Raw genomic sequence first — 23,842 nt, forward strand, 5'->3', positions numbered from 1 at the left:
TACACGCTTTAAGAGTTCTGTGCTTGAGCCCTGTTGCCCTTCTCGACTACATCTATGAACTTCTTAGCTATGTCTAGGAATGATTTTGTGGCTTCCGAGTCAGGGTACTCAAGGAAGAACGGCTCCCCGTTGTCATTAGCTTCCCGTATGTGCGGGTCCAGAGGTATCTGGCCTAAGAACGGTATGTTGTACTCCTTAGCTATCTCCTCAGCTGCCCCCTTGCCAAATATGTACTGTACGCTGCCGTCTGGGCACTTGAAGTAGCTCATGTTTTCTATAATGCCGAGCAGTGGCACGTTCAACTTCTCAGCGAAGGCCGCAGCCTTCTTAACGACTATCTTAGAGACCTCGCTGGGTATAGTGACGAGCAGGAAGCCTGTGAGGCCAGGTATGGTTTGGGCTATGGTGAGCTGCTCGTCGCCAGTGCCGGGCGGCAGGTCTATGAGAAGGTACTGAGTTCCCTCCCAGTCTGTGTAAGCCAGAAGCTGTCTTATAGCGTTTGTCTTTAAGGCCCCCCTCCAGATCACTGGGGCATCGTCGCTCGGAAGCATGAGACCCACTGAGACAAGCCTAACGCCATAAACGTTAACCGCAGGAACTATGCTACCGTCCTCCCTGGCCAGGAGGCCTCTGACGCTCCTCAGGCCCAACATCATTGGCATGCTGGGGCCGTGGAAGTCTGCATCTAAGACGCCAACAACTTTACCCATGGTTGCCAATGCCATGGCTAGGTTGGCTGTTACGAACGACTTTCCAACGCCTCCCTTGCTGCTCAGTATGGCGACCTTGTAGGGGATCTCCTTCATTCGTTTAACCACAAGCTTCTGCTCCTCCTGGACCTGCTTCATGCGATCCGCGATCTCCCTGTAGCTCTGGCCGCCTCCAGGTGCCGCTGAGGGCGACGACTTCTGTGGAAGTGACATCCTGAGGTCCTTCTTCTCGCCCTCGTCAGAGCTCTCAGCCAAAGCGATCTCCCTTCTTCTCCTCTGAGGTCGCGGGAATTAAACGTTAGTTAGATAAGGGAAAATAACTTAAAATAAATATAAAACTAAAATAAAGTTAAAACAGTTATCTTCACAGCTTTCCTATGCTGTCCGGTATCCTTATGTGGAGTACCTGGTGGCCCTCTCCTTTGTTGGCGCTCACTATGTCGAACTCCGTTGGTGTTGGCGGGTGCTCGTAGAGGTACTTCAGGTTAATGAAGGCATTGTAGATGTGTGGCACGTCCTTTCCAAGCCTGTCGTTAAATACTGATATGTACTGAACTATTCCGTCAGGGTCTATTATGACTGTTCCTCTCCTTGTCATGCCGGTGGCTGTGTTAAGGAAGCCGTAGGCGGTGGATATCTGCTTGTTAATATCCTCTACCAGCGGGAACTTGACGCCCTTGACTCTTGGGCTTGTCTCGACCCAGACCTTGTGCGAGTAGACGCTGTCCGTGCTGATCGCCAGGACCTCGGCGTTGTTGGCCTTGAACTTATCATAGTACGCCTGGAATGCCTCAAGGTCCGTGGCGCAGACAAAGGTGAAGTCGCCTGGATGGAACGTTAAAACGACCCACTTGCCCTTGAAGTCATGTAGGCTCAGCTTGCCAACCCTGTTCTCTGCGGGGAAGTAGGCGTTTGCCGTGAAGTCAGGCGCAGGTGAACCAACCTCTATCATATTCTCACGCAGGTGTCAGAGGCGTTTACTAGTTTAAAAAAGTTTCTGTTAAGAAAGTCTATCGAAAAACTTTAGAGTAAGGTGCTAAGACGTTATACTAGATCGGGAACGTCGTAGAAACTGCTGTGGAGGTCTCAGACGTCGATAGCCCAGTTTAACCATTATACAGTACCTAAAAGGAAGGGTTTAAGCCAGAAATGGCCTTTTCACTCGCTTATGTTGAAAAATGAAAGCACGGCGTCCCTGAGGACCTTATAGGCCTTCTCTAAATCTTCGATCTTCACGTATTCATTATAGGCGTGCGCTAAGAACGGCTCACCAGGGCCGTAGATCGCTACTGGCACGCCAGCGTACCTTAAATAGCGGCCGTCTGTGGCGCCCGTCTCTATGCGGTACTTAGGCTTAATGCCAAGGACCCTTTCAATGGAGTTAGAGACTACCTTAACTATGCTGCTGTTAGGATCCGTGTAGTTGGGCTCGCTGCTATTAAGAATTCCGAGCTCAAAGCTGTCAGGCGGCAGGTTTTCCAGGAGTATGCTTCTAATGTCCTCGAGTAGGAGCTCACAGGCCGTGCGCTCGCCGCCACCCTTGACCCCAAGCGGCAGCCTTGTATCTATTTCAACGTCACACCTGTCGGGTACTACATTGATCTTTGTGCCGCAGTGCATGACGCCTGGGTTGAAGGTTATCTTCTTAAGCACGTACTCCGCCTCACTCCTTGATATCTTAACTTGGGACTTGCTGGCCTCCTCAACCAGGACATCTATAGAGCTCTCAAGCATTTTCTCGAGACCCTTAGGCGGCTCTATCTTAGAGTTGTAGGAGTCTATGGCCTGCGAAAGCAGCTCTATGACGTCAAGCGACTTTATTATCGCGTTATCGCCAAGGATTGGCATGCTGCCGTGGGCTGACCTGCCCTTAACTGTAAGCGATATTTGGCAGAGCCCCTTCTCTCCGATGGAGATGGTCTCGACGCCTGAAGGCTCAGCTATTATCGCCGCGTCTCCAGTGACGACTTTTCTGGAGACGAGGGCCCCCAGTCCATTGGCGCCTCCAACCTCTTCGTCAGCGCTGGCCACTAACGTAAGGGAGCCCGCCCCCCTGTCCTCTATAAGTTTTGCCACATCAGAGAATAGTGCTACTATTACAGCCAGTCCGCCCTTCATGTCAGTGGCGCCCCTCCCGTAAACCTTGTCGTCCCTGATCTCTCCAGAGAAGGGGTCGGCCTTGGTCCACTTCCCCTTGTCGCCAGCAGGCACCACGTCCATGTGGCCGTTGAGTATTAGTGTCGGCGACCCTGAGCCAGCCTTAACTATCAGGTTTGGCTTGCCTTCAGCTATCTCAACAGTGTCAGGGCTGAAGCCCTGAAGCTGAAGGTAGTCTACAAGGAAGTTCACAAACTCCCTCGTGCGGCCAGGAGGGTTAGACGTGTCTATTCTTATCATGTCAGAGGTTAGCTTCGCCAGCCTCATGCTGAGGCTTTCCACGTTCATATATAGCCCCGAGCTTCAGCTGCATATGAGGTTAATTAGCTTTGGTTAGGCTCGCCCTCGCGCAGCCCACCGCTTTTCTGGAGCCTCGAGTACCTCAGCGACCTGACAACGCCCTCCACCTCCCTCAGCAGCGCTATTACTTTATCTATGTGTTGCTCATGTTCTACGAGGAAGTCTATCCCCTTCTCCGTTATCCTGTACTCCTTCTTCCTCTCGCCTACGGGGCTGCTCTCCACGAGGCCTTTTTTCTCCAGCATGCTTAGCATCACGTACACGTAGCCAGGAGGAAGCTTGCCTCCCACCTTCTGCGATATGTCTTTGTCTATTTCGTAGCCGCACTTAGGCCCCTCGGCGAGCTCAGCTAATATCATAAATGTGGCGAGTCCCCTCAGCAGACCTCCTTTCATGTCCAGCACCGGGCTCTTTTCATGTGGTTATTGCAGAAGAAAGTAAAATACAGTACGCCATACAGGCTGCCCCCAATATTTAGGCGCCCAAAAGGCGTCCGTTAGCCCTTGGTGACGCCCAGAGGCCTGAGTCTGGCCACGAGTCTTCCTATGCCGACATCGTGGGCCACCTGCGCAACCCTGTCAACATCCTTGTAGGCTTCAGGCATCTCCTCTATTACAGTGGCCACGTTGCTCGCCTTGAGGTATATGCCCTTGCTCTCCATCTCTTGAACGACCTCCTTGTAGGTCTTCTCCCTTTTGGCTCCGGACCTGCTCATCCACCTTCCGGCCCCGTGAGGCGCCGTGAACCAGGTCTTCACTCCAGTCTCAACGCCAGCCAACACGTAGCTCGCGGTGCCCATGCTGCCCGGTATCAGCACGGGCTGCCCGTAACCCCTGTAGATGCTTGGTATCTCAGGGCTCCCTGGCGGGAACGCCCTCGTGGCGCCCTTCCTGTGCACCACCACCTTCCTCCTCTTTCCGTTTATGTCATACTCCTCTATCTTAGCTATGTTGTGGGCCACGTCGTAGACCAGGTGCATCCCGAGCTTCTCCGGGTCGACCTTAAACACCTGCTGGAAGCTCTCCCTGACCCAGTGAGTTATTATCTGCCTGTTGGTCCAGGCGTAATTTGCCCCAGCTGCCATGGCCTTGACGTAGTCCTGGGCCTCGGGCGTGTTGTAGGGGATGCTGGCCAGCTCCCTGTCAGGCGGTATCGTGCCGTACTTCCTCATGGCCCTCTCCATGATCTGCAGGTAGTCGCTCGCTATCTGGTGGCCGAGCCCCCTGCTGCCCGTGTGTATCATTACAGTTACCTGCCCCTCGAAGAGGCCGAAGGCCTTGGCCAGCCTCTCATCATAGACCTTGTCAACCACCTGAACCTCGAGGAAGTGGTTCCCGCTCCCCAGGGTGCCAAGCTCGCTGGCGCCCCTCCTCCTGGCTGTGTCGCTTACCTTGCTTGGGTCGGCAAGCTTCCAGCTGCCGCGCTCCTCGATTCTATCTATGTCCTCATCCCAGCCATAGCCCTTCTCGACGGCCCACCTAACCCCCTCGTCGAGGACCCTGTTGAGCTCCTGGAAGCTGAGCTTCAGCTTGCCCGTGCTGCCCAGCCCGCTTGGCACGTTCTCATAGATGGTGTTTATGAGGTCCTTTATCTTAGGCTTGACGTCGTTAACTGTGAGGTCAGTCCTTATGAGGCGGACCCCGCAGTTTATGTCATAGCCTACCCCCCCGGGGCTTATGACGCCGTTCTCCTCAACGTCCATAGCGGCGACGCCACCTATGGGGAAGCCATAGCCCTGGTGGCCGTCAGGCATGACTATGCTGTACTGCTGTATCCCCTGGAGGCAGGCCACGTTAGCTGCCTGAACCAGCGTGAGGTCCTGCTGCATCTTCTGGACGAGCAGGTCGTCAGCGTATATTACCGCTGGGACCCTCATGCAGCCCTTGAAGCCCTTGTCAATGATCCACGCGTTCTTGTCAACTCTCTTCAAGGGAACCTCTGGCAACTAGTCTTCACCCAGGATCAGAGGTGACAAGGGCCCTTTTAGCCTAGCTGTTTGGCATTAATGACATTGCACGTCCACGTTGCATAGCTTTCGCGCCCTACACCTAATGGGAGTTAGCTCATCGCAGGAGGAAAAGGGTAAATAGAGTCAACGGTCACAGGTAGGCGTGGAGGGGCCCGGCCTGAGGCGGAACGCCGATGAGCTGAGGGCATGGGCCCTGTGGCCCGGGTAGCTCAGCTGGCTAGAGCGCCGGGCTGTGGACCCGGAGGTCCCGGGTTCAAATCCCGGCCCGGGCCCCTTCGCCCTTAGCACAGCGCTTTGATTTATCAATAATGACAGTAGTGTAACACCGCCATGTATGTTAATCTCACTTTACGGGCGGCGTCAGGTCGGGGGTTCGTAATCCTCATCTCCTCAGAACATGCCAGGGTCCTCACGCGCCGCCCATAATATTATCTAGGACCAAGGAATAAAAGACTAACTTAATCGCCGCCTGGCCGCTAGAGCTCGAAGCCAGGCCACAGCTTTGCGGCTACGTCCTCGTCAAGCTCTACGCCGAGGCCCGGCTCGTCAGTCAAAACTATGACGCTTTTACTGACATCTATTATCCTCTTCTTGCTCTTGACCAGGTCGTTCCAGAACGGCAGGTCATGTCCATGGAACTCAAGGGCCCCAAAGGTGTTACTAACGGACGCCGCGTGGGCCGCGGCCATAGTTGCTATGGGGGAGCCTATGTTGTGGGGTGAGACCTCTATATCATAAAGCGACGCCAGCTCCTCTATTCTCCTCAGCTCCGTTATACCTCCAGCTTTAGCTGGGTCAGGGGCCCACACGCTTACTCCCGTGCCGAGAAGGTCCTTGAACTGGTAGTACGTGTAGAGGTTCTCCCCGACCTCTATGGGGACGTTGCAGTGGGAAGCGATTACCCTTAGCTCGTCAAGGCTGGTCAACGTAGTGACGGCCGGCGTCGGGTCCTCGACCCACCTGGGCTTAACGCTTTCAAGCGCCCTGCACAGGGCAATGCCTGTGTTGAGGTCGTAGCGCCAGTGAAGGTCAAACATGATATCTACGTCGTAACCCACGGCGTCCCTGACGGCCTCGGCCAGCGTTGCAAGGTACTGTACCTCGGCTTGGCTGAGCCTTCCACTCCTTAGTCTAACAGGGTCTGAGTAGGGCGTCGGCACGTCCAGGTCAAACTTTATGGCCTTCCAGCCCTCCGCCTTCAGCTCTCTCGCCCTTGACGCATAAGCTTCAGGCGAGTAGTCTGAAGTCCACGTCTCAGCGGTGAGCCTGCCGTGAACTGGGCTTGGCTCCTTTATCCTGCCCTTCTCTACATTGGCCTGCGAAATCCATGGAGGCTCGACGGGCATGAGCGCTGAGTTCATGGCCTCAAGGCCCTTGCCTCCATGGGCATCTACGTACACTGGTATCTCTGTCCTATCGCCGCCGAGCAGGGCATAGACTGGCAGGTTGAGGTACTTGCCAATTAGGTCATAGATGGCCATATCTATGGCTGATATTATGTGGTACGCTGACGTGCCGGCGTAAAGCGTGGCCCACCTGAGTTTCTGGAGGATCCTGTTTACTTTAAACACGTCCTCGCCAACTATTACGTTGCCGAGCGTATTAGCTATCGCCGAGGCCCCAGGCGTGGGGCCCGCTTCCCCAGTGCCGTAAAGGTCCCCTGAGTAGACCCTTACGAAGGTCCACTCAAAGTTTGCCTGCACAGTAAACGAGGTTACCTTTGTTATCCTGAGCTCTTTCAAGTTAGGATGCCCCACAGTATTAGTCTAGAAAAGGGCCTGTATATACGCATAGCAGATACTAGATGGCCAAGGGCTACAGGGATTTAAGAGCCACGGCTTTTCTTACTTTGGTGGGATTTAAGTGGAAAAGATATGGGTAAGGCTCTTTGAGGGAGGCCTTCCCGAGCTGGAGCCTGTAGAGGAGCCCATACACTCGCTTCTTGATGATGCGTGGAGAGGCCACGAGGGCGAGTGCGCTGCCCTGCAGCTTGAGACGGGCTCCTGCTACACGTGGGGAGCCCTCAGGAGGGCCTCAGCTAAGGTTGCAGGTTTTCTGAGGTCGCTTGGCGTTAACGAAGGGGAGCAGGTGCTCTTCGCGGCGAGTAATAGGATAGAGGCTTTAGCGGGCCTTCTCGGGATATGGAGGTCCGGCGCCATTTCTGTGCTGGTTGACCCCTTGACGATATCTGAAGACCTTTACGAGCAGCTGAGGGGCAGGGGAATTAAAGTTGGCGTGGTCTCGCAGCAATTCTATGAAAGGGAGCAGAAGACCATGGCCAGGGCAGGCCTCGAAGAGGCGCTCGTAGTTGATGGGCAGCCTAAGGAGGGTGAGGTCAAAGTACACACCATGAGTGACGTTATAAGGAGTGACGAGATCTACGGCGATAGCGTGAAGCCCAACTCAAGATCTTTAGTGATGTATTACGCGGGCATCGCAGGACGTACGATGCAGGTCTATCACACTCACCGCGCCCTCTCAACGGCGGTCAAGGCCCTGGCAGACTCGATGAAGCTGAACTTCAGGCCAGTGTCCATAGTAGTGGCGCCTATGACCCACGTGCTGGGCCTCCAGGTCAGCACGTTAACACCCCTTTACCTCAGGGGCTCCGTTGTCCTTATGCAGAGGTGGAGCGACGATGCAGCGTTAGAGGCCATAAGAGTTTACGGCATAAACTTCATATCAGGGGCCCCCACAATGCATGACTCCTTGGTCGAGGCCGCTAAGAGCCGCGGCGCTCCCCCTGGCGTGAGGCTCGGGCTCTCGGGCGGGGCGCCCCTGAGGCCTGAGACCCAGGAGGGCTTCCGCAGCGTCTTCGGCGCCCCGCTCGTGCAGTTCTATGGAATGACGGAGTCCTGGGTCCTCACGTATCAGCCTACCACTGTAGGGGAAGTCAAAGGTACCGTGGGCGCCCCCATAGCGGGCGTTGACATAAAGATCGTGAACCCCGACAACCCTGCCGAGGAGAAGGGTCCAGGCGAGACAGGGGAGCTGCTGGCTAAGTCGCCCTGGCTAATGGAGGCCTATGAGGACCCCGAGGAGACGAGCAAAGCTTTCTACAACGGGTGGCTAAGGACAGGGGACCTTATGAGCATTGATGACAGGGGGCTGCTCTACTTCAGGGGCGTGAGGAAGAGGATGATAAAGTACAAGGCTTATCCTATATTTCCAAGGGATCTTGAGGTGGTTCTCATGAGGCACCCAGACGTCCAGCAGGCTTATGTCTATGGAGAGAAGGACCCGGCGGTCGGCGAGAGGCCCGTGGCCAAGGTTGTTCTCAGGCCTGGTGCAAGCGTCACGGAGAAGGACCTCCTGGACTTTGTTAACAGCCAGGTGGCGTTCTACAAGAAGTTGCATAAGATATACTTTGTAGATAAGCTATAAGGGGCCTCACTTACGGGACCTTCCCCTCCTGCCTTTATCGTCCGAGGGCCTAGGGGTACCTGAGCCTAGCCCAAACATGTCAAGCGTCAGCTGGCCTTTACTGCCTCTCTCGGCCTGCCTTGGCTGGCCTTGGGGTCCCTTCTCCTCTGTAGCCTTTGTCTCAGAGCCCTTCCTGAGCGCTTCACGGATCGCCTCGGCCGACTTCAGCACGTCCTTGCTCCTGGGGCCAGCTAGGTACTGCACTTCGGACTCGGTTAAGCCGTAGCCCACCACGAGGCCTCCGGCCATGTTCAGGTCCCCCTGCCTAAATATTATGAAGAGGTAAGGTAGGACGTCCTCCTTGAACGTAGACGTTGATATGTGGAGCCTTGAGGCTAACTTCTCCGCTATGGAGTCCCTGACGCCCCTGATGTCCTTAAGCTTAGCCATGAGCGTTATCCTCGATGGGTACTGATACCTGTTCCTCAGGGGCGCCTGTTCCACCTGTCTCGCCATCGCGACGCCCGGCCCCATCAGATCAAAGACATATGAGAGGAAGTCCCAGTCGCCGGCCTTAGCCCTGGAGAGGAAGAGGCTTGCCCTCGAGAGGGCGTCCCAGGCCCTGAATGCGTCCTCCGGGTCCCCGTACTTATTTTGAATGTTGTCGTTAAGCCAGGCCATAATGGTCTCATAGTCCTCCTCTGAGTTGGTCACGGCCTTCTTGGCCATCCACCCGGCCTTTGCATAAAAGACGTCATTAAGGGTCCTCCAGAGGTCGATGCTCTTGTCCCTCCCCCTGACGAGGGCCCTGGCAAGCTCCATGGTGACCTTCCCGTATCCCTCCGCGACTGCCTCTAGATCGTTGACGCAGGCCCTCACGTCCCCCGCGTTCTTGTCGGCTATGTATCTCAGCGCCTCGCGGTCGCACTCTATGTGCTCCCTGTCACATATGTTCTGGAGAAGCGATACTACGTTGCCAGTGGAGAGGTTCTTGAACTCTATCATGAGCGTCACTTCCCTCAGGGGCCTGAGCTGATCCTTCCACGGGTCATTAGCGGTAAGCACTATGGGGTTCTGCGCATTTGGTATTATCCTTAGAAGCTCGTCAAGGCCCCCGGCGTCCCCCTTGGCGCTTATGCCATCAACCTCGTCCATGAGTATTATCATTAGCCTTCCGGTCAGGGGCCTCCTGAAGGCGGCAACGCCAACAGTTCTCCTTATGTCCTCGGCCCTCCTATAATCGCTGGCGTTCAGCTCCAGCACCTCAAGCTTATAGTCATGCGCCGCCGCCTCAACAAGGCTCGTCTTCCCGACGCCCGGGGGGCCATAGAGCATGGCCGCCCTCTTCTCTGGGGGCCTCCCCTTGAGCCACGCCTCCAGCCAGGTGAGGAACTGGCTCTTAGCCTCCTCCTGGTCTACTACCTCGTTGACACTCTTGGGCCTGTACTTTATTATCCATGGAATACGCTGCTGAAGGCTCATGTCGTTGTTGCCCCCACGCGCTTGCTCATCATTGCCAGCCAAGCCAAAAACGCGCTGAGCTGTATGTCATCATCGCTTCCCTCGACTATCCTGTAGTGGATTTCCCCAAGGTAGTCAGCTATCATAACCCTGAGCTCCTCAGGTATCTTGAGGTCGTTGCTGAAAAGCTCACGGTGTATCTGCCTAACGACGTCCTCGCCGCTGAGGCCGTACTCTATCATCACCTTCCTGAGGAGCTCCCTGGCGCCCACGAAGTCGCCCTTGATCGCCTCCTCGACCATCTCCCTTATGTCCTTAGGCCTCGCCATACCAACTACTTTATATACGGAGTCGACGTCAACCTTGCCTAAGGAGGCCGCCGTCTGAAGTATGTTTATTGCCTTCCTCATGTCACCCTCCGATATGTCGTAGATGGCCTCCAGCGCGTCCTCGTCATACTTGACGTTCTCCTTCTCTGCTATGTACCTGAGCCTTCCCACCACGTCATCCTTGCTGAGCGGGGTGAACCTGAAGAAGGCGCACCTGCTCTGTATGGGGTCTATTATCTTTGACGGGAAGTTGGCAGCGAGTATGAACCTTGTGTTGGCGCTGTAGAGCTCCATGAGCCTCCTGAGGGCCTGCTGCGCGTCAGCCGTCATGTTGTCAGCCTCGTCAAGGAGCACTATCTTGAACGGTATGTCCGGCGGGGTCTTGCTCCTGGCGAACTCCTTTACCTTCTCCCTTATTGTGTCTATTCCCCTCTCGTCGCTGGCGTTCAGCTCAAGCATGTACTGAGTGTAGTTGTCGCCGTAGAGGTCATGCGCCAGCGCGTGGGCCGCGGTGGTCTTTCCGGTGCCTGGCGGGCCGGCGAAGAGCAGGTGGGGCATGTTCTTCTCAGCGACGAACTTGGAGAGCCTCTCAACTATCTCCTTCTGGTTAACTATCTCCTTCAGGCTCCTAGGCCTGTACTTCTCAGTCCACAGAAGCTCCTCTATGGCTGTGCTCAAGCTATTGAGCCCCGCGTTAACTATTGTTGTGGCCTGGGCTAATAAGGTGGCTTGCACTCAAGCCCTGAGCGGGCCCCTCTGGCCTTATTGGTTCTCGCCGGCAGAGTTAGGTTAGGGCGACACTGTGAAGCTTGAAGAGAGGCTGCAACTGCTTAGCTTTGACGGCATGCTGAGGCCGATAAAGGTCATGATATTGAATGACTGTACCATACCCCTACCCGACGGTCCCCTTCAGGCGAAGAAGGGGGACGAGGTCGAGGTGCCCAGGTGGATAGCTGAGGTGCTCTCAAAGGAAGGCTACGCAAAACCTAAGGAGGAGGTAGACGTTAACTACATAAACAACTACCACTACAAGGAGAGGAGGTCCGCCAGCGGCTCTCACCTTGCCCAGCTGCCCTCCGACTTCTACGTTGCAGTTGGCGAGTTCATAAGGTCCCTTGACGAGGCTATAAAGAGGTCACCTTCGCACATGCTGATAAATGACAAGGACGTCAGCGAAAAGAACGTAATAGAGCTCTCCCAGCTGAGGCTCTCCAAGATAGTGAGGCTCGCCCAAACCGATATGGGGGACGAGGAGGTCCCTAACATGACTCCTGAGGAGGTGCTCATCTACACGCAGCTCAAGAACGCCTTCAACTCGTGGAAGAACTACATTCAGTCCCTCATGGGGGTGAGCGGCGGTTGAGCGCCGCTGAGCAGGAGCAGCTGAGCATAGGGGAGAAGTTCAAGGACTTTATCAGGAACTTCAGGAGCGTCGAGGGCCTAAAGTACATGGACAGGCTGCACAGGGTGATAAACCTTGACCTGAGCAGCCTGCTCGTTGACTTCCAGGACCTTTACAGGTACAACACTGACCTCGCCAACATGCTCATAGATGAGCCGCAGAAGGTTCTGAAGGAGTTTGACGAGGCCCTCCTGGAGCTTGTGACCGGCGAGGACGCGGAGTTTGCCAAGCGCAAAGGAAAGTTCCACGTGAGGGTGCAGGGGCTTTACGAGACCACCAAGATCAGGGACATCAAGACCCAGTATATGAACAAGCTGATCCAGGTGGAGGGCATAATAACCAGGATGAGGCCCGTCAGGAGCAAGATGATCAAGGCCGTCTACCGGCACGAAAAGGAGGGATGTAACGCTGAGTTCCAGTGGCCCTACGAGGAGGACGAGTACCTCGAGGACAAGATAGATAGGCCCCTTCAGTGCCCGGTCTGCGGGGAGGCCGGCGGCAGGTTCGTGCTCCTGCGTGACAAGTCGGTCTATGTAGACTGGCAGGAGATAACGCTCCAGGAGAGGCCCGAGGACGTCCCAGGGGGCCAGATGCCGAGGAGCGTGACAGTGGAGCTCACGGAAGACCTAGTTGACATGGCTAGGCCCGGGGACCTGGTCACCGTGGTAGGCATAGTGAGGCCCAGCCCCGCAGGAGGAAACGACAAGGCGCCTTACTTTGAGCTGAAGATAGAGGCCAACAGCCTCAGGGTCTCCGAGAAGGCGCTTGAGGAGGTAGCCATAACCAGGGACGACGAGGAGAGGATACTCGAGCTCTCCAAGGACCCCTGGATAAGGGAGAAGATCATAGCGAGCGTAGCGCCCACGATATATGGCCACTGGGACCTCAAGGAGGCCATAGCGCTCCAGCTCTTCGGAGGGGTGCCCAAGGTAGCTCCCGACGGCACCAGGATAAGGGGCGACATACATGTACTGTTTGTTGGAGACCCAGGCGTCGCCAAGAGCCAGCTCCTGCAGTCTGCAGCCAGGATAGCCCCTAGGTCCGTCTACACCAGCGGCAAGGGCTCGACAGCCGCTGGGCTGACAGCCGCGGTTCTGAAGGATCCAAAGACCAGTGAGTACTTCCTGGAGGCGGGCGCCATGGTGTTAGCTGACGGAGGCCTTGCGGTGATAGACGAGTTTGATAAGATGAGGCCTGAGGACAGGGCCTCAATACATGAGGCCATGGAGCAGCAGTCGGTGAGCATATCAAAGGCAGGCATAGTGGCCAGGCTAAACGCCAGGGCCGCCGTCCTTGCAGCTGGCAACCCCAAGTATGGACTTTATGACCCCCAGAGGAGCTTCATAGATAACGTCAACCTGCCGCCCACCGTGCTCTCGAGGTTCGACCTGATATTTGTAGTAAAGGACGTTATGGCTATGGAGCATGACAGAAGGCTAGCGAGGTACATACTGGACGTTCACAGCGACTATTCTAAGTATGTGCCTGAGATAGACCCGCAGCTGCTTAAGAAGTACATAATATACGCCAAGAGGTACTCAAGGCCTAAGCTGACCGAGGAGGCCAAGTCTATAATAGAGTCGTTCTTCGTCACAATGAGGTCCTCCGCCTCAAAGTACGGCAACGAGGGCCAGACGCCCGTGCCGGTCACCGCAAGGCAGCTCGAGGCCCTAGTGAGGCTCTCCGAGGCCCACGCCAGGATGGCGCTCAAGGACAGGGTAGACGCAGAGGACGCGGAGGAGGCCGTGAGGCTCATGCTGTCGTTCCTGGGCAGCGTGGGCCTTGACGTGGAGTCCGGCTTCATAGACTACTCAATGATAGCGACCGGCGCCAGCTTCCACACCAGGAAGCTCATGACTGTCATAGTTGACGCCATAAAGAGGCTCAGGGAGGACGGCAGGCCCTGCGTTAAGCTCGACGATATAATAAAGGAGGTCACATCGCAGACGAAGGCCGCGCCGGACAAGGTCGAGGAGACCATAAGGGCTATGAACAGGCAGGGCCAGATAGCAGAAATTAGGTCCAACTGCTACAAGGAGGTTTAACGTGAGGAACTTTGCCAGCAAAGGTCGCCGAGAGGCTGATGCAAATACTGGGCTACAAGGAGCTCTACCCACCGCAAAGGGCCGCCATTGAGGCAGGCGTTGAGGACGGCCAGAGCCTCCTGGTCTCATCGCCCACGGCCTCAGGGAAGACCTTCATAGCTATGGTGGCCCTGGCCTCCGCGGCCCTAAAGGGCGCGAAGTCCTTCTACACCGCGCCCCTGAGGAGCATAGCCACTGAGAAGTACAGGGAGTTCAGGGAGGCCCTCACGGGGCTGAACCTTAAGGTTGGCATAAGCATAGGGGACTTAAACGTGAACGATGAGATCATTGTAAACAGGAACGACGTTATAATAACCACCTACGAGAAGCTGGACTCCATAATAAGGAACAGCCCCTCCATTATTGATAAGATGGGCTCACTAGTTGTTGATGAGATACACTACGTGGATGATGAAAAGAGGGGGCCGATAATCGAGACCCTCCTCTCCAAGGTCCTCTATAGGTCGAAGAGCGTCCAGGTCGTGGCGCTCAGCGCCACTGTATCAAATGTCGACGAGATAGCCAAATGGATAGGGGCTAGGCTGGTGAAGTGCAACTGGAGGCCAGTGCCCCTGAACGAGGGAGTCTACAAGGACGGCGTCATACACTTTTCAGATGGCACTAAGAGGAAGGTTGAGGAGGTGAGCGCAAACCCCAGCATAAACCTTGTGGTTGACGAGAGCAGGCAGGGCGGCCAGACGCTCGTCTTCGTACAATCAAGGAGGAGGGCCGTCCAGCTGGCCAAGATGGCCGCTAGGCTTCCAAGGAACCTCCTTAAGTTTAACCAGGGAAAGGCCAGGGAGTATGCAGCTAAGATATTGGCTACCGAGGGTCCTAGGCTCCTCAGGGAGGAGATAGCGGAGCTCATAATGTCAGGGGTCTCATACCATCATGCTGGGCTTTCAAACGAGCAGAGGACTATAATAGAGGACGCGTTCAGGGACGGGGCCTTAGCGGCCATATTTGCCACGCCGACGCTGGCGGCCGGGGTCAACCTCCCCGCCAGGAGGGTGGTCATCGCTGAGGTGGAGAGGTACGACGAAAGTTACGGCGTCCCACGTGACATAAAGGTCTTTGAGTACAAGCAGTTCGCCGGCAGGGCGGGCAGGCCAGGCCTTGACCCCTACGGCGAGGCAATCATAGTGGCCTCAAGGCCGAGGAGCGTCAGGGAGCTCATGGAGGAGTACATAAAGGCCAAGCCGGAGAGGCTCGAGAGCAGGCTTTACGGTGTCAGGGGGGTCAGGCACTCGGCCCTTGGGGCTGTGGCCTCAGGCATAGCCAACGACTTCCAGTCGCTGCTGGAGCTGCACAGGAAAACTCTCTACTACGTGCAGAGGGGGGAGGAGAAGCTGAGCCAAATCCTCAGGATATCGCTTGACGACCTCGTAGCCTGGAACCTCGTAGACGAGACCGACGGGAAGCTTAAGGCCACTCACCTAGGCTACGTGGTCTCAAGGACTTACCTCGACCCGGCGAGCGTGCCCAAGCTAGCTAAGCTGGCCAAGAGGTTCAACGGCAAGTTCACCACCGAGGGCCTCATCTATATAATCTCCTCCATGCCTGACATGAACCTGCTGCCCGTCAGGAGCTCCGAGAGCGAGAAGATAATGGACATGGCTGTGGACAGGGTGCCTACCTTAATAGACGTAGTTGACTGGGACGACCCGGACAGCGTGGCAGCCCTCAAGACTACCCTGGCCCTCCTCGACTGGATAGAGGAGGTTCCAGACGACAAGATTGCCGAGACCTATGACGTTGGCCCAGGTGACGTCGCCTCGATAATTGACACGGCTAAGTGGATAGCCAGCTCCCTGGCCGAGATAGCCCCAGCGGCGGGGCTTCCTGAGGAGGTCTCAGATAAGCTGAGGCTCCTGTCAAAGCGCATAGAGGAGGGCGTCAAGCCTGAGCTGCTGCAGCTCGTGGAGATACCCGGCGTCGGGAGGGTCAGGGCGAGGAGGCTCTACAACGCCGGCTTCAAGACCCTCGAGTCCCTGGCAACCGCAAGCCCCCAGGAACTGTTGAGGATCCCAGGCATAGGCCCCGCGACCGTGGCCTCCATACTTGAGTTCTTCGGGAGGAAGGAGGAGGCCGCCTCCATCAAGGGAAGAGGTCACGAGGGAGTAGGCCTTGACAGGTTCTCGGCCTAGTTTAAGCAGACTACGGGCCCGCCGGGACTTGAACCCGGGACCTCCAGCTCCGCAGGCTGGCGCCCTGATCCTGGCTGGGCTACGGGCCCTTCAGTTCCCTGTATCTAGGGCGGGTTAAAATAAGGGTTGTTGGAAAGGGCCCCTTATAATGGAGGTCGACCGCCCTTATATCACATAACCTCACGCACGCTTTTAACTCCTTGGGGCCCAGCCACTGCAGGTGAAAGTACATGGCAAATCAGGCGGAGAGGACGAACACTTTCAAGGTAATGAATGAGTACCTGAACGCCAGCGTCTATGTCAAGCTCAAGGAGGGCGAGGGCGTCAAGGGAGTGCTGAAGAGCTTCGACCAGCACCTGAACCTGGTGCTTGAGAACGCAGAGGAGCTTACAGAGAAGGGCTCGAGAAACCTCGGCACGGTGCTGGTCAGAGGCGACAGCATAGTAGCCATAAGTCCGGTTAAGTGAAAAGGTGATGGGCAGTGGTCAAGGGAACGGCCTCGTTTGGCAAGATGGGAAGGGGGTACACGCACATAGTGTGCAGGAGGTGCGGGAGGAGGGCGTTTAACGTAGCTAAGGGCTACTGTGCCGCCTGCGGCTTCGGCAGGAGCAAGAGGATTAGGAGGTACTCGTGGCAGAACAAGAAGGTGAACAGGGTAAGGATAGTGTGAGCGACAGGGCCAGCGTTTATTTTGGCGGCCTGGCTGCAAGTCCTCGGTGCGTGGCTTGGAGGCTAGGTGGGACCTGAACAGGAGGAAGCTCCGCGACCTCCTAGACAAGGAGTCCGTGGATGCCCTGCTGCTCCTGGGGGCCCCAAACATAACGTACGCCACAGGCATAAGGGAGCCCACCGGAGCCATGTTGATAACGAGGGACTGCGGCGACATGATACTCACCTCGGTCCTTGACTATAACAGGGTCTCGTCAATGTCTCCTAAGGACGTGGCTGTCAAGGCCTTCTACAGGAGGTCGGGCGAGGCCTCAGTAGGCATGGCAATGGTGCCCCAGAGCGACCTAATAAGCGGAGGGCTTACAGACGCGGTAAAACAGGTCCTAGGAAACTGCAATGTCAAGTCGATAGGGGCTGACCTTCAGTGGGCTGACTACGCCTCTCTTAACATAGCCCAGCAGCTTCAGGCAAAGGACATGAGCGGCCCAATAGCTAAGGTGAGGGCCATAAAGGACGACTGGGAGGTGCAGGCGATGCTTGACTCGATAGCCGCGGCAGAGCAGGCCTTCAGGGAGGCCATAGAGCTGCTGGGCTCCAACCCGTCAGAGAGCGAGGTCGAGGCAGCCTTCTACTCGTCATTAATGAGGCAGGGCGCCTGGGGCGAGTCATTTCCGACAATTGTAGCATTCTATGACCATACAGCGCTGCCTCACCACACGCCGACGCCCGTCAGGCTGCAGAAGCCCGGCCCCGTGCTGATAGACTTCGGAGCAGACATGTATGGCTACGCCAGCGACACGACCAGAAGCATGTGGCACGGGGAAGGGGGAGCCGAGTATAAGAGGCTCATTGAGCTTGTCGCGGAGGCCCAGGCCGCTGCTGTAGACCAGATAGCCCCTGGGGTCGAGGCCAGAAGCCCTGATCTGGCCTCGCGCAGAGTGCTCGCCAAGGAGGGCCTGGACAAGTTCTATAACCACGGGCTTGGCCACGGCGTTGGGGTGGAGGTTCACGAGGTGCCCTACTTGGCCCCGGCGTCAACAGACGTGCTTGAGAAGAACATGGTGGTTACCGTGGAGCCAGGGTTCTACATCCCAGGGGTCTACGGGGTCAGGGTGGAGGACATGGTCTTGGTCACAGCTAAGGGCGCGAAGCTCCTGACGCGGCTTTCAAGAATTATCAGCTAGTTCTTAAGCTGCTCATCAAGCCCTCTATGCGGCTTCTCACCTCAGGCCCCAGCGGGGCGCCGGTCAGGCTCTTAGTTAGCTTGCAGAAGCCGCAGACGTCGCCGTTTGACGGCATGCCGCAGAGGCGGCACCTGTTGGGCGCGCTCGCAGGCCTCGGGTATGACGGCAGGTTCCTTGCTAGTGCCCTGGCCGCGGATATTGTAAGGCTGGGGCTCTCGCTCTCGGCCCTGCTGAGCATGTCCTTTATTATCACCTCAAGCGTTGAGGTCGACTTGAAGGGGCACTCTATGTCAACATAGTTTAGGCCGTAGACCTTGACGAAGGCCCTGGTCTCGTCCTCGTAGATGTCGTAGAGGGGCCTCACCCTCTTGACTGCTGAGCCCTCGGACTCGCTGACAGGCCCCAGCTTAGTTATGTTATCAAGTTTCTGCTCCATGAAGTTCTTGATGGCATAAGTCATGAGGTCGTTCATGTGATGTCCAGTGGCTATCGCTGAGGCGCCTAGGGACACGGCCATAGCGTTAAGTATGTACCTTTTAACTAGGCCGCAGACGCTGCAGGCCGGCCTCCTGCTGCGCCTTATTATCTCAGGCATGTACATTCCCAGGAGCTCCTTGAGGTCAACTGTGACGCACTTAACGTTCTTAGCCTTTGAGCAGGCGTCCCTGAAGGCCTCAAGGGACTTCTCGGAGAACTCGCCCATGCCCAGAACTATGTGAACTGCAACTATGTTAACTCCAAGCTCCGGGGCTGCCTCGTCAAGCACACTCATGAGGGTCACGCTGTCCTTGCCGCCGGAGACGGCCACCAGGAGGGTCTCGCCCCTCTTCACCATGTTGTACTTTATGATGTTATTCTTTACCCTCTCCTTGACGTACTCCCTGAAGTGCTTATCGCAGAACCAGGCGTTGGCGTAGCTTAGCCTAATCCTGGCCGGAGCTCCGCACTTAACGCACTTAGCCCTTGGTGACTCGTAGACCTTGACTGCTGGGGCCTCGAGCACGACCATTACGGGTCCTTATAGGCTCTCCATAAGTTATACTTAAAAAGCTCAGTATTGATGGCTACACGCCGCCCTGCAGGCTGCCTGAATCGCTCGGCGAGGCGGCAACGGCCGCAAGCCTTGCGTGCTTCCTCAGATTATACCAAACGTATATCAGGATGCCGCCCCCAATGATACAGAGGAGCAGGCTGTAAGCTAGGCCCTCCAGGCCGACCAGTATGTAAAGTATCCCTAGCATAAGGGCGCTTAGGGAGGCCCTTGAGTACTGCCCAGCGGTGTCAGGCCTGTAGACGAAGAGCCATGTGAGAACTCCAAGCACTATCATAAATGCGCTTACGCCCATTATTGCCTCTGAGGCCTGCCTCATAAGGGACTGAATTTGCGTGACCGTGTAATTATACCCTCTGGCCAGGGACTCGTTGTAGAGAGTCTTGGTGAGGTTAGAGTTAGGGTTGTAGGACGCTGAAAACATCGACATGGCGTAAGCTAAGCTTACGGCGCCGCCCACGATTATCAGGAACATGGCAACAACTATAAGCATGAGCGAGAGCCTTCTGTTCTTATCGCCTTCCTGGCTCAAGCCCTTCCCCATCACCGACGCTCTTTGGCCTTTAAATATCTCTATGACGTGCCCACGCTTGAAACCTTAAGGTTAAAACCATAATATGATTTTAATTAATTATGACATATTGCAAACATACTAACAGTGCCTTTTAGCCTCGCCAGGCCCGCCATATACAGGCGTCCGATGACAGGCGCTCACTGGCTGATCCTGAAGATGAAGAGCAACGGGTCTGCGAGGACGCGGCTTCTTTGGCGTGTTAACCGTCGGCGAGATCCATAAAGTCTTGTAAGATGAACTTATTTTAAGGCTATGGCATGTAAGAGCCGAGGGGTTAAGATGCCAGGGAAGTTCTCAACCAGGTATAAGCTCTCAAAGAAAGCCGTTAAGCAGCTCGCTGATGAAGCTAAGGCCAGGCTGGGCAACGTACCCGTTACTTGGGATGATTTAGAGGAAGCCAGATCCTCGGACTACACGGTGTACTTTGATGCCGGGCTCGCATGCCTTGCTAGGGTCAGGGAAGTTCTGATACCTACGCTCATGTGCCTCCTGAGGAGGGGCTTCTCGTGGCTGCCGTACGTGGTAGTTGACAGGGGGGCCTCCCAGGCCATAGGCCGCGGCGCGGACTTGATGGCTCCCGGCATAAGGAAGGTCGTTGGCACCTTCAAGGAGGGTGACGTTGTTGTAATAGTAGATGAGCAGAGCAACGTGCCGGTGGGCGTCGGGAGGGCCCTTAAGGACAGCGAGACCATATCACAGATGGCTAAAGAGAAGTCAAAGGGCAAGGTGGTAGAGAACCTGCATTACCCTGGCGACCAGCTCTGGAAGTTAATAAGTTAACCCTTGACTCTTCTCATGCAGAGGTAGTACTTAGTATCGGCCTTAAGTCCTAGGGGAGGCGCAAACTTAAAGAGTATGCCCCAGAGCGACAGCAGCGTGAACCCTTTACTTTCGTCTGCAGCCAGGTACCCGTGGCCGCAGAACTCGAAAGAATCGAGGTCGTCGGGCTTGCTCTCATCTATGACAATCTCTATCCTATCCCCAGAGTTCACGGTGTAGATGCTTTCGATTACATCAAAAGTCACGGTCTCGCTCTGTCCCTCAGCCCTTGCTATCTTAACGCCCTCGAGCTTTGAGGGCTGAACGTCCTTGACTTCCAGGCTCAGGCTTACCATTTCAGCTCCGCTTACGCTCTGTGGGGCCCGCTTAAAAGCTGACCTCTCAGGCCGGCCTGAAGGCGCGATAGACCGTGAGGCGAGGGCGCACAAAAGCTTTAGATATCGACCTCAAGAAGGCCCTCAGGGCTCACCCTCACCCTATAGGTCTTAAGCGGCGGCTGCAGCTCCTTGTTGAACTCACACCGCCTCTCAGGCATAACTATAGGCTGTGAAACCATGTTGCCAGTGAGCACGTCAAACTTAGCCTTATGGAGAGGGCAGACAGCTACATGCCCGTCCTCGACGTCGCTGAGCACGCCGCAGCCCATGTGGGGGCACCTGGCGTCCATGGCGTAGAACTCACCGTTATGCTTGACTATGAGCACTGGAGTAGCGTCTATAATAACTACTGCGTGATCCCTCGTATCAAAGATTTTAGCCATGACAGATATCTTACGGAACACCATACATAGGTCGCCTAGTTATCGTTGGCCTAGCGTTCGATAAAAACCTTTGCACAGGAGACGCCTAAGCTAAGGCGTTCACCGTGGTTGGCCTCTTGCCGCGCTCAGGCCTCATCGGCAGCGGAGTTTCCTTCACTTATAGGCTTAACCTTAACATAGAGGCCCTGCCTTTCAACTACTACAACCCTGCTCCCCTCCCTGATCTCAAGGTCGCTTACAGCTGACCACAGCTCGTTATCGACTCTGACCACGCCGGCTTCGGGGGCCTTATACTTATGACAACGACGCCGCTCCTTCCAACGAGGCTCTCAGAGGGGGGCCTCATGGGGGTTATCCTCTCGAGGCCCTTGGCAACAACAATAATTACGTCCACTATAGTTAGAACGCCGCCGGAGAAGAGCCTCAGGGTATCATTGTGCTCTAGGCCGGTGGCTATCAGGTAAGCCGCAACTGTGGCGAGCCCTATTACCAGCGCCGTGCTGCCAACCCCCCCACCTCAGCCTTGAGAAGAAGCCTACGCTGGTCTGCTCGCCCATGCCTATCGCCTTAGCGTTACTTTATAGCTTTCGCCCGCTCCACATAAAAAGGGCTGAAGTTGAAGATAAAGCTCTTGCTCTGGCTGTTAGGAGTAGCTCTAGTGCTGGCTGCCATAAATGCGGCCCAGCTGTGGCATGCGGAGGCCGCGTCAGCCCCAACTAGCAACGCCACGGTTGTAGTTGTTAACTTTAACGTCCCCGTGGACTTAGGGTCATCAACCATGATGCAGAGGGCCGTGACCACGGCAGAGCTGCTGAAAGCTAAGGCAATAGTGATCGTGATGAACACCCCTGGCGGCTACCTGAGCGACATGCTTAAGATAGTGAGCTATATAGAGCAGGCTCAGGACGCCGGCATACCGGTTTACACCTACGTGCCCCCCGACGGCATGGCAGCGTCGGCGGGCAGCTACATAGCCATGGCCGCTAACAGCATCATAATGGCCAACGGCACCTTCATAGGTCCCTCGACTCCCATAGTGGTTGGGGGCACTCCTCTTGAGCAGAACCACACCGAGGACGCAATGATAGTGTTCATGGAGTCGTTAGCAAGCAAGTGGGGCAGGAACGCGACTGCAGCCAAGATAATGGTAGTTGACGATAGGGCTTTCACCGCTGAGGAGGCACTAAGGTATCACCTAATAAATAACATCTCAAACAGCCTCTCCCAGGCCATGAGTGAGTGGGGCCTCGCTAGCGCGACCCAGGTGCAGATATCTGAAAACGCTTACGAGCAGTTCCTGAGCGTTCTGAGCAACAGCACCGTCGACGGCATACTAATAACGCTGGGCTTCATGGCTATACTGATAGACCTCTTCCACCCTACGTTTATAGTATCGGCCGTGGGCGTGACCGCCATAATTATGGGCCTCGTGGGCGCTGAGATAATAGGCGCCTCGGCCATAGGCTTGACGCTGCTGCTCCTGGGGGCCATAATAATGTTCCTGGAGCTTAAGATGAGTCACGGCTTTGCAATGATAGCGGGGGCCATAACTTCAGCCGCGGGCATATACCTCTTGGCCATGGGGATACCCTACGTGGCCACCAGCGTCCCAACAGCGTCTAAGTACGTGCTCACGGACTCCGTTGTAGCCATAGTCGGCGTCGTGCTGGGGCTTTACATAAGGTGGATAGCCTCACCCATGAAGCGTAAGAGGGTGATGGCTGGGCCCGAGTCCCTGATAGGTGATGTCGGCGTCGTAGTGAGCGACCTGGCTCCCGTGGGCGAGGTCAGGGTGCAGGGCATCGTGTGGAGGGCCGTGTCGGCCTCTGGCGAGGCCATAAAGGTCGGGGAGAAGGTGAAGGTAGTTAAAGTCGAGGGAGTGACCCTCTTTGTCGAGAGGGCCACAGGCGAGGGGAGGGGTTCATGAAGACGGATTCTGGCATCTTAGGTAGGTTTAAGTATTTCTAGGTAGGTTTAAGTATTTCACTAACTACATAGAAGTGGTGATCTGAGTGAGCTTAGTGCTGGACATAATAATAGCGTTTATCGTGCTTATAGTGGCCATAATTCTGCTGAGCGGAATAAAGGTTGTCAACGAGTGGGAGAGGCTGCCAGTCCTGATACTTGGCAGGTTCGCTGGCCTTAAGGGTCCAGGTATAGTGTACGTGCCGCCAATAATAGGTAGGGTCCCTATGAGGATATCGACGAGGCTTCAGGCCATAGCCTTTAGGACCGAGCAGAGCCTCACGAAGGACAACATACCCGTCATAGTTGACGCTGTAATGTACTACCAGCCCGTCGACCTGGAAAAAGTTGTGCTTAAGGTGGAGGACTACAACGTCGCCACCAGGCTCGCGGCTGAGACTACCCTAAGGGAAGTCATAGGCCAGACGATGCTAGATGAGATACTCACTGAGAGGGAGAAGGTGGCTGCGCTCGCCAGGAACATAATTGACAGCAAGACCGAGACCTGGGGCGTTAAGGTAACTGCCGTAGAGATAAGGAACGTTGAGATACCACCTGACCTGGTCCAGGCGATGTCGAGGCAGGCCCAGGCCGAGAGGGAGAGGAGGGCCAGGGTGACGCTCGCCCAGGCCGAGTATGAGGCCGCCCAGAAGATGGTTGAAGCCGCAAACCTCTACGTCAATAATGACAGGGCGTTCATGCTGAGGTGGATGAACATGATATACGAGCTGGGCATGGAGGGCAAGAACATGCTCGTCTTCATACCTGCCAACCTGCCTGTCGCAGGCCCGCCCACAGGAGGGCCCATGTCCCCAGTGGGCCTCATGGGCGTCAGGGACCTAGTTGTCAGCGAGGAGAAGAAGCAGGGCGGAGGCCCGACAGGGCAACAGCAGAAGTGAGCTCAAGGAGTTCTCAATACCCTAACAGACTCAAAGGC

General features: G+C 55.9%; 24 protein-coding genes and 2 tRNA genes. 12 read left to right on the top strand and 14 right to left on the bottom strand.

The annotated features are described in order from the left end of the window. Nucleotides 1-8: 8 nt before the first annotated feature. From ACP5H1_RS03615 to ACP5H1_RS03635, 5 genes are all read right to left on the bottom strand, one after another. The gene (locus ACP5H1_RS03615; RefSeq protein ID WP_427971907.1) at nt 9-923 is read right to left on the bottom strand and encodes an Mrp/NBP35 family ATP-binding protein; all 915 of its coding nucleotides are present in this window, start codon (nt 921-923) and stop codon (nt 9-11) included. A gap of 151 nt (nt 924-1,074) precedes the next feature. Further along, on the bottom strand, nt 1,075-1,662 hold the full coding sequence (locus ACP5H1_RS03620) for a peroxiredoxin (RefSeq protein ID WP_427971812.1): 588 nt from the start codon (nt 1,660-1,662) through the stop codon (nt 1,075-1,077). 206 nt (nt 1,663-1,868) lie between these two features. Next, on the bottom strand, nt 1,869-3,155 hold the full coding sequence (locus ACP5H1_RS03625; protein ID WP_427971814.1) for a M20 family metallopeptidase: 1,287 nt from the start codon (nt 3,153-3,155) through the stop codon (nt 1,869-1,871). Between the two features lie 35 nt (nt 3,156-3,190). After that, nucleotides 3,191-3,562, bottom strand: a complete 372-nt coding sequence (locus tag ACP5H1_RS03630; RefSeq protein WP_427971909.1) for a PadR family transcriptional regulator — start codon at nt 3,560-3,562, stop codon at nt 3,191-3,193. A 101-nt stretch (nt 3,563-3,663) separates the two neighbouring features. Then, nucleotides 3,664-5,043, bottom strand: coding sequence for an RtcB family protein (locus ACP5H1_RS03635; protein WP_427971911.1), 1,380 nt, complete (start codon nt 5,041-5,043; stop codon nt 3,664-3,666). A 291-nt stretch (nt 5,044-5,334) separates the two neighbouring features. Between ACP5H1_RS03635 and ACP5H1_RS03640 the strand changes: the two genes are divergently transcribed. Continuing rightward, a tRNA-His gene (locus tag ACP5H1_RS03640) sits at nt 5,335-5,408 on the top strand. A gap of 204 nt (nt 5,409-5,612) precedes the next feature. On the opposite strand, the gene ACP5H1_RS03645 is transcribed toward ACP5H1_RS03640, so the two are convergent. Continuing rightward, nucleotides 5,613-6,878 (bottom strand): mandelate racemase/muconate lactonizing enzyme family protein, encoded by a 1,266-nt coding sequence (locus ACP5H1_RS03645; RefSeq protein WP_427971817.1) that lies wholly within the window; start codon nt 6,876-6,878, stop codon nt 5,613-5,615. Nucleotides 6,879-6,999: 121 nt separating this feature from the next. Here ACP5H1_RS03645 and ACP5H1_RS03650 point away from each other — a divergent pair, with 121 nt between their 5' ends. Beyond that, nucleotides 7,000-8,520, top strand: a complete 1,521-nt coding sequence (locus ACP5H1_RS03650) for a class I adenylate-forming enzyme family protein (RefSeq protein WP_427971820.1) — start codon at nt 7,000-7,002, stop codon at nt 8,518-8,520. Nucleotides 8,521-8,526: 6 nt separating this feature from the next. Here ACP5H1_RS03650 and ACP5H1_RS03655 read toward each other — a convergent pair whose 3' ends face one another. Together ACP5H1_RS03655 and ACP5H1_RS03660 are read right to left on the bottom strand one after the other, a co-directional pair. Next, nucleotides 8,527-9,981, bottom strand: a complete 1,455-nt coding sequence (locus ACP5H1_RS03655; RefSeq protein WP_427971822.1) for a replication factor C large subunit — start codon at nt 9,979-9,981, stop codon at nt 8,527-8,529. After that, entirely contained in the window at nt 9,978-10,967 is a 990-nt protein-coding gene (locus ACP5H1_RS03660; protein WP_427971825.1) for a replication factor C small subunit, read from the bottom strand. The genes ACP5H1_RS03655 and ACP5H1_RS03660 overlap by 4 nt, the downstream gene beginning before the upstream one ends. A gap of 124 nt (nt 10,968-11,091) precedes the next feature. On the opposite strand from ACP5H1_RS03660, the gene ACP5H1_RS03665 reads away from it, so the two are divergent. Genes ACP5H1_RS03665 through ACP5H1_RS03675 form a run of 3 tightly spaced genes read left to right on the top strand, consistent with a single transcriptional unit; the run spans nt 11,092 to nt 15,922 of the window. Beyond that, nucleotides 11,092-11,652 carry a GINS complex subunit Sld5 gene (locus ACP5H1_RS03665; protein WP_427971828.1) on the top strand — a complete coding sequence of 187 codons (561 nt, stop codon included), beginning with the start codon at nt 11,092-11,094 and terminating at the stop codon, nt 11,650-11,652. Continuing rightward, nucleotides 11,649-13,736 (top strand): minichromosome maintenance protein MCM, encoded by a 2,088-nt coding sequence (gene mcm, locus ACP5H1_RS03670; protein ID WP_427971831.1) that lies wholly within the window; start codon nt 11,649-11,651, stop codon nt 13,734-13,736. The genes ACP5H1_RS03665 and mcm overlap by 4 nt, the downstream gene beginning before the upstream one ends. Nucleotides 13,737-13,747: 11 nt before the next feature. After that, a complete protein-coding gene (locus tag ACP5H1_RS03675) occupies nt 13,748-15,922 on the top strand; it encodes a DEAD/DEAH box helicase (RefSeq protein ID WP_427971834.1) in 2,175 nt (724 codons plus the stop codon). A gap of 13 nt (nt 15,923-15,935) precedes the next feature. Here ACP5H1_RS03675 and ACP5H1_RS03680 read toward each other — a convergent pair. Further along, nucleotides 15,936-16,011, bottom strand: a tRNA-Arg gene (locus ACP5H1_RS03680). Between the two features lie 141 nt (nt 16,012-16,152). On the opposite strand from ACP5H1_RS03680, the gene ACP5H1_RS03685 reads away from it, so the two are divergent. Genes ACP5H1_RS03685 through ACP5H1_RS03695 form a run of 3 tightly spaced genes read left to right on the top strand, consistent with a single transcriptional unit; the run spans nt 16,153 to nt 17,775 of the window. Beyond that, complete coding sequence (locus ACP5H1_RS03685) at nt 16,153-16,389, top strand: LSm family protein (RefSeq protein ID WP_427971837.1); 237 nt, start codon at nt 16,153-16,155, stop codon at nt 16,387-16,389. Between the two features lie 14 nt (nt 16,390-16,403). Further along, on the top strand, nt 16,404-16,592 hold the full coding sequence (locus ACP5H1_RS03690; protein ID WP_427971839.1) for a 50S ribosomal protein L37e: 189 nt from the start codon (nt 16,404-16,406) through the stop codon (nt 16,590-16,592). A 46-nt stretch (nt 16,593-16,638) separates the two neighbouring features. Continuing rightward, on the top strand, nt 16,639-17,775 hold the full coding sequence (locus tag ACP5H1_RS03695; RefSeq protein ID WP_427971842.1) for a M24 family metallopeptidase: 1,137 nt from the start codon (nt 16,639-16,641) through the stop codon (nt 17,773-17,775). Here the strand turns inward: ACP5H1_RS03695 and ACP5H1_RS03700 are convergent. Together ACP5H1_RS03700 and ACP5H1_RS03705 are read right to left on the bottom strand one after the other, a co-directional pair. After that, nucleotides 17,768-18,784: an ATP-binding protein gene (locus ACP5H1_RS03700; RefSeq protein ID WP_427971843.1), complete on the bottom strand. Its 1,017-nt coding sequence runs from the start codon at nt 18,782-18,784 to the stop codon at nt 17,768-17,770. The two genes, ACP5H1_RS03695 and ACP5H1_RS03700, sit on opposite strands and share 8 nt — an antisense overlap. Before the next feature lie 55 nt (nt 18,785-18,839). After that, nucleotides 18,840-19,358 (bottom strand): hypothetical protein, encoded by a 519-nt coding sequence (locus ACP5H1_RS03705; RefSeq protein WP_427971845.1) that lies wholly within the window; start codon nt 19,356-19,358, stop codon nt 18,840-18,842. A 321-nt stretch (nt 19,359-19,679) separates the two neighbouring features. Between ACP5H1_RS03705 and ACP5H1_RS03710 the strand changes: the two genes are divergently transcribed. After that, a complete protein-coding gene (locus ACP5H1_RS03710) occupies nt 19,680-20,180 on the top strand; it encodes a DUF1947 domain-containing protein (protein ID WP_427971848.1) in 501 nt (166 codons plus the stop codon). Here the strand turns inward: ACP5H1_RS03710 and ACP5H1_RS03715 are convergent. From ACP5H1_RS03715 to ACP5H1_RS03725, 3 genes are all read right to left on the bottom strand, one after another. Beyond that, entirely contained in the window at nt 20,177-20,515 is a 339-nt protein-coding gene (locus tag ACP5H1_RS03715) for a DNA-directed RNA polymerase subunit G (protein ID WP_427971850.1), read from the bottom strand. The genes ACP5H1_RS03710 and ACP5H1_RS03715 overlap by 4 nt on opposite strands. Nucleotides 20,516-20,613: 98 nt before the next feature. Continuing rightward, nucleotides 20,614-20,964, bottom strand: coding sequence for a Rieske (2Fe-2S) protein (locus tag ACP5H1_RS03720; RefSeq protein WP_427971852.1), 351 nt, complete (start codon nt 20,962-20,964; stop codon nt 20,614-20,616). 101 nt (nt 20,965-21,065) lie between these two features. Next, nucleotides 21,066-21,212 (bottom strand): NfeD family protein, encoded by a 147-nt coding sequence (locus ACP5H1_RS03725; RefSeq protein WP_427971854.1) that lies wholly within the window; start codon nt 21,210-21,212, stop codon nt 21,066-21,068. 24 nt (nt 21,213-21,236) lie between these two features. Between ACP5H1_RS03725 and ACP5H1_RS03730 the strand changes: the two genes are divergently transcribed. From ACP5H1_RS03730 to ACP5H1_RS03740, 3 genes are all read left to right on the top strand, one after another. Then, a complete protein-coding gene (locus ACP5H1_RS03730) occupies nt 21,237-21,404 on the top strand; it encodes a hypothetical protein (protein ID WP_427971857.1) in 168 nt (55 codons plus the stop codon). Between the two features lie 152 nt (nt 21,405-21,556). Further along, nucleotides 21,557-22,867, top strand: a complete 1,311-nt coding sequence (locus tag ACP5H1_RS03735) for an NfeD family protein (RefSeq protein ID WP_427971860.1) — start codon at nt 21,557-21,559, stop codon at nt 22,865-22,867. Between the two features lie 85 nt (nt 22,868-22,952). Then, complete coding sequence (locus tag ACP5H1_RS03740) at nt 22,953-23,804, top strand: SPFH domain-containing protein (protein WP_427971862.1); 852 nt, start codon at nt 22,953-22,955, stop codon at nt 23,802-23,804. Nucleotides 23,805-23,842: the final 38 nt, after the last annotated feature.

Origin of the sequence: Acidilobus sp. (genome assembly GCF_049973875.1) — an archaeon.
In the GTDB taxonomy this organism is placed as follows: domain Archaea; phylum Thermoproteota; class Thermoprotei_A; order Sulfolobales; family Acidilobaceae; genus Acidilobus.